This is a genomic window from Kitasatospora sp. NPDC041988 (assembly GCF_055588525.1).
This window is the reverse complement of sequence record NZ_JBVJCO010000075.1, coordinates 19,530-24,426: the sequence shown is the minus strand read 5'-3', so window position 1 is coordinate 24,426 and position 4,897 is coordinate 19,530. Positions and strand designations below refer to the sequence as shown.

Below are 4,897 nucleotides of genomic sequence, written 5' to 3'. Positions count from 1 at the left end.
ACTCAAGAACACCGACGGCACCCCCGGCCTCACCATCCACGCGACCACCTCCTACGGCGACATCACCGCCCGCAGCATCTGACCGCCCGCCGCCCGCCGCCCGCCGCCCGCCGCCCGCCGCCCCACGTGGCCGCGATGCCATGAGCCGTGTACGAATGTTCATGGCGGTGTGCGCCGGGTACGACAGCCTGGCCGCCGAGCGCCCCCGTCGGCTCGCGGCCGTCCGGCAGGTGTCGGAGCATGTGGTCAGCGTCCCGCCATCCGGGGCCCGGCTCGGCCGGGACCCCGCCCGGGCCGCCCGGCGCCCGACGTCCGCACTCCGAGGCGGGCGGGGCCGGGCCGTCACCCGAACGGAGCAGCATCCACGCCGGGGCGGCCCATGGAGGCCTCCGCCCGAGGGGGCGGCCTCTCCGGCTGCCGCCGGGCGCGTACTCCACTCCGGCAGTCACCCCGACAGGGCATCACGACAGAGCATCAGGGAGTCACCATGTCGATGCTGTTGATCAAGGGCTCGTTCCACATCTCCGCCAAGGCCAAGCCGGACGGCGACACCATCGCGTTCGTCCCCGACTACCTGGGTGAGTGGAAACTCGTCCCCGGGAAGGAGCTCCACCCCGGCCCCGACGGCCACGTCAACGTGCGGTTGGAGGCCATCGACGCCCTGGAGACCCACTACCCGGGTGCCAACGAGCACGACGAGCACCAGCCACCGGCGTTCGCCCACGCCGCCGCCGACGAGCTGCTCGACTGGCTCGGCTTCGTGGACATCCAGCGCCACGACGACGAAACCGTCAGTGTCACGCCCGACCAGGTGCCCGGCTACATCCTCACCCGCGGCACCGACAGCCTCGGCCGCTGCGTGGCGCTGGTGGGCCGGGGCCGTACGCCGGGGGCCAGCGGCTACGAGATCAACGTGGACGACAAGCTGCTGGCGAAGACCGCCAACTACCACCTGCTGGCGAAGGGTCTGGCGTACCCGACCTTCTACAAGGGCTTCCCCGCCGACCTGCGCCGCGTCCTGAAGGACCTCGTCGTCCAGGTGCGGGACGCTGCGCCCCCCGCCGACGGCCTCTGGTCGCAGGACGTGACGGTCAGGGGCGCGAAGATCGCCGACATGAAGTCGATCACCACGGACGTGGTGATCCTCCCCAAGCTCTTCCGGCGGCTCAAGGACTACCTGGACCTCGGCAACAACGCGCTGGACTGCTTCCCCGCGTTCCTGGCCGGGGCCAACGACGTCTTCACGCTCCCCAACGGCAAGAAGTTCTCCGGCCTGCACCGCGTTCTCGAGATCACCGACGGGCAGACCCTTCGGCTCACCCACCCCGCGGAGGACCTGCTCTTCGAAGAGAAGTGAGCCGGGGCGCCCGGCCCCGTACTCCCTCGGCGGACCCTTCGAGACGCACTGGTCCACGGGCAGGACGGGGCGGGCGCGGACGTGGAGGGAACCGGCCCCGACGGGCTGCGGCTCCGGTGCCCCCCATGACGGCCACCGGACCGACGGCGCGCCAGGCGTACGGGCACCGGCGACGGCGACGGGTGAGACCGCGTCAGGTCGAGCAGGAGGTCGGCGGGTCCGGCCTCCTGCCGCCGTCACGCAGCCGCGTGGCCCTGCAGCACCAGCGCCACCAGCAGCATCCCGGCCCCGACCAGCAGCAGCCCGGACGTCCACGGGCGGCGTGCCCAGCCGGCCAGGCCGGCGAGGCCGAGGGTGGCGACCAGCTGGTAGCCGATGAAGTCGGCCACCAGCTGGTCGTTCCGGTGGATCGCGGCCTGCCCTTCCAGGCCGTCGTACGAGCGGGCCCAGTTCTCCATGGCGAAGCGGAACGCGCCCATCACGAAGACTCCGGCCAGGACGAGCAGCAGGAACAGGCCCAGCGCGACATCGGGGCCGGGCGTGGTGCGTCCGGGGCGCAGGCGGAGCTCGCGGCGGGAAGTCGGCTCGGTCATCCGGCGATTCTGACGACCCGTCCGACCGGAGTCCTGAGTACCCGTACTCAAATTCAGGCCGGTGCCCCGGCCGGCGCCGACAAGCCCGTCACCGCTGAGCCCATCGCTGCTGAGCCCGTCACCGCTGAGCCGCCGCCCGACCCGACGGCGGGGCGACCACTGAACGAGTGACCCCGAGTGTCGCTGACGCGTACGCGCCGAGGTCGCGCCGCATGGTGTGGAGCGGCATCCCCGGTCGGGTGGCGCGGTGTGCGCCGCCGGCCGGCATCCGTGAGAGGAGCGCGAATGACCGCGTTGGAGCACCGGCCCGCACCCGAATCGGCGGCAGAGCCCGTACCGGAGCCCGCACCACGACGCCGTCAGATCCTGCGCAGTCGGCTGCTGGCCGCCGCCACGCTGGCGGCCACTCTGCTGCTGCCCGCCTCGCAGGGCGCCCGGGCCGAAACCGGGGACGGCCGGGACATCAGACCCGGCACCCCCGGCACGGCACTCGCCTGGGGGGACAACGGCCTCGGCCAGCTCGGCGACGGAACCACCGCCGGTCAGAGCCTCACCCCCGGACGCGTCTGCGGCAGCGCCGCCTGCACCGCCGCGCTCCAGGACACGATCGCCGTCGCCGCCGGTGACTCCCACGGTGTGGCGCTGCGTGCCGACGGCACCGTCGTCACGTGGGGGAGCAACTACACCGGCAAACTCGGGGACGGAACGACCGTCGACCGGACCACCCCCGTCCAGGTCTGTGCACCGGTCACCTGCGACGGCCCGCTGACCGACGTGGTCGCGGTCTCCGCCGGATATCTCCACACCGTGGCCCTGCGCAAGGACGGCACCGTCGTCAGCTGGGGGAACAACGACAACCAGCAGATCGGCGACGGCACCGGCACCTCGCGGGCGATTCCCGTGTACGTCTGCGCCCCGGGTGATTGCAGCAAGCCGCTGACCGACGTGGTCGCCGTCGCCGCCGGCTACGTCCACACCCTCGCTCTGCGCTCCGACGGCAGCGTCGTCTCCTGGGGGAACAACGGCCTCGGCCAGCTCGGGGACAACACCACCATCGGCAGTCCCACCCCCGTGCAGGTCTGCGGGCCGGTCGACTGCAGCACCTACCTGACGGGTGTGACCGCGTTGTCGGCCGGATCCGGTCACAGCATGGCGGTGCGCGCCGACGGCACCGTCCTCACCTGGGGCTACAACGCCAACGGGCAGCTCGGCGACGGCACCACCACGGACCGGCTCATTCCCGTGCCGGTCTGCGCCATCGGGGCGACCGCGCCCTGCGGGACCTACCTGAACGGCGTCACCGGCATCGCCGCCGGCTGGGACCACAGCCTGGCGGTGACCTCCGGCGGCTTCGTCCGGACCTGGGGCGGCAACTTCAACGGGCAGCTCGGGGACGGCACCAACACCAACCGGACCACGCCCGTGCGCGCCTGCGCCCCCGGCGTGCCCACTCCCTGTGCGACGTACCTGAGCGGCATCAGCGCCGTCGCCGCCGGCCCGAACGCCTTCCACAGCATGGCGGTGCGCACCAACAGCACCGCCGTCGCCTGGGGCTACAACGCCTTCGGGCAGCTCGGCGACGGCACCACCACCAACCGGAACAAGCCGGTACAGGTCTGTGCCGCCGGGCAGAGCGCGCCCTGCGGCCGGCTCCTCGACGGCGTCATCGCCCTGTCCGGCAGCAGCCGGCACACTCAGGGCGTGGTCCGGCCGCTCGCCGACCTGTCCCTGTCGATCAGCGCCGCCCCCGAACCGGTGCCCAACGGCACGTCGCTCACCTACACGGTCACCGTGCACAACGCCGGGCCCGCCGCCGCGGAGAACGTGACCTTCACCGACACCCTGCCGGCCAACGCCAGGTTCGTCAGCGCGACGCCGTCCACAGGCAGTTGCAGCACCCCGCCGGTCGGCTCCACCAACTCCGTGACGTGCCTCCTCGGGGCGCGACCCGCCGGCTCCGACACGACCACCACGATCGTCGTCAAGGCCGTCGCGGTCGGCGGCGGCAGCATCACCACCACCGCCAAGGTCACCAGCACCACCGCGGACCCCGACCCCGACAACAACGCCGCGACCATCACCACGCCCGTGAGCTGACGGACGGGCAGCACCCGAGCGCCTGGCCGGCCGGCCAGGCGCTCGGCCACCACGGCGCCGGGACCAGGGCGCAGGGACCAGTGCGAGGCGGACCGGGGGTGGCGCGAGGGTGGGCCGCCCCACGAGGCCGGGGACGATGCGCCGTTGATGCCCACGGCCCGGAGTGACAGACTCGCCGCTCATGAGAGCCCCCGTGCCCGAACCGAGCCGTCAGCTGTCCGATCCGCAGGAACTGCTGCTCGGCTATCTGGACTTCCTCCGCTCGGCCGTCACCGCCAAGATCGAAGGTATGCCCGAGGAGGAGCAGCGCTCCAGCCGGCTGCCCTCGGGCTGGAGCCCGCTGGAACTGCTCAAGCACCTCGTGTTCATGGAACGGCGGTGGCTGCGCTGGATCTTCGAGGGTGAGCCCGTGCCGGAACCGCACGGCGACAAGGACCGGGCCGGGCGCTGGCACGTCGGTCCGGACGAGACGGCGGCGGAGCTGATCGCGGCCCTGCACGCCGGGGGCGAGCGGACCCGCGCGATCGTCACGGGTGCGGCCCTGGCGGCGGAGAGTGCCGAGGGCGGCCGGTTCTCCGCAGGCGACCAGGAGATCCGGCCGTCGCTCGGCTGGATCCTCTTCCATGTGCTGCAGGAGTACGCGCGTCACGCGGGGCACCTCGACATCGCCCGGGAGCTCGCCGACGGCGTGGTCGGACAGTAGCCCGCCGCGACGCGGAACCGGGGGGGGGGGGGGGGGGGGGGGGGGGGTCCCCGCCCCCCCCCCCCCCCCCCCCCCCCCCCCCCCCCCCCCTCCCCCCCTCCCCCCCCCCCCCCCCCCCCCCCCCCCCCCCCCCCCCCCCCCCCCCCG

At 73.4% G+C, this 4,897-nt stretch carries 4 protein-coding genes and 1 pseudogene; 4 read left to right on the top strand and 1 reads right to left on the bottom strand.

Going from position 1 to position 4,897, the window contains the following annotated elements:
- Nucleotides 1–82: pseudogene (locus tag ACZ6NC_RS40380) on the top strand (DUF4097 family beta strand repeat-containing protein); the annotation flags it as partial.
- A gap of 405 nt (nt 83–487) precedes the next feature.
- Nucleotides 488–1,357, top strand: a complete 870-nt coding sequence (locus tag ACZ6NC_RS40375) for a nuclease (RefSeq protein ID WP_465738885.1) — start codon at nt 488–490, stop codon at nt 1,355–1,357.
- Nucleotides 1,358–1,593: 236 nt separating this feature from the next.
- On the opposite strand, the gene ACZ6NC_RS40370 is transcribed toward ACZ6NC_RS40375, so the two are convergent.
- On the bottom strand, nt 1,594–1,950 hold the full coding sequence (locus ACZ6NC_RS40370) for a hypothetical protein (RefSeq protein WP_465738884.1): 357 nt from the start codon (nt 1,948–1,950) through the stop codon (nt 1,594–1,596).
- Nucleotides 1,951–2,235: 285 nt separating this feature from the next.
- Between ACZ6NC_RS40370 and ACZ6NC_RS40365 the strand changes: the two genes are divergently transcribed.
- Nucleotides 2,236–4,047, top strand: a complete 1,812-nt coding sequence (locus ACZ6NC_RS40365; protein WP_465738883.1) for an RCC1 domain-containing protein — start codon at nt 2,236–2,238, stop codon at nt 4,045–4,047.
- A 193-nt stretch (nt 4,048–4,240) separates the two neighbouring features.
- On the top strand, nt 4,241–4,750 hold the full coding sequence (locus tag ACZ6NC_RS40360) for a DinB family protein (protein WP_465738882.1): 510 nt from the start codon (nt 4,241–4,243) through the stop codon (nt 4,748–4,750).
- The last annotated feature ends 147 nt before the right edge of the window (nt 4,751–4,897 follow it).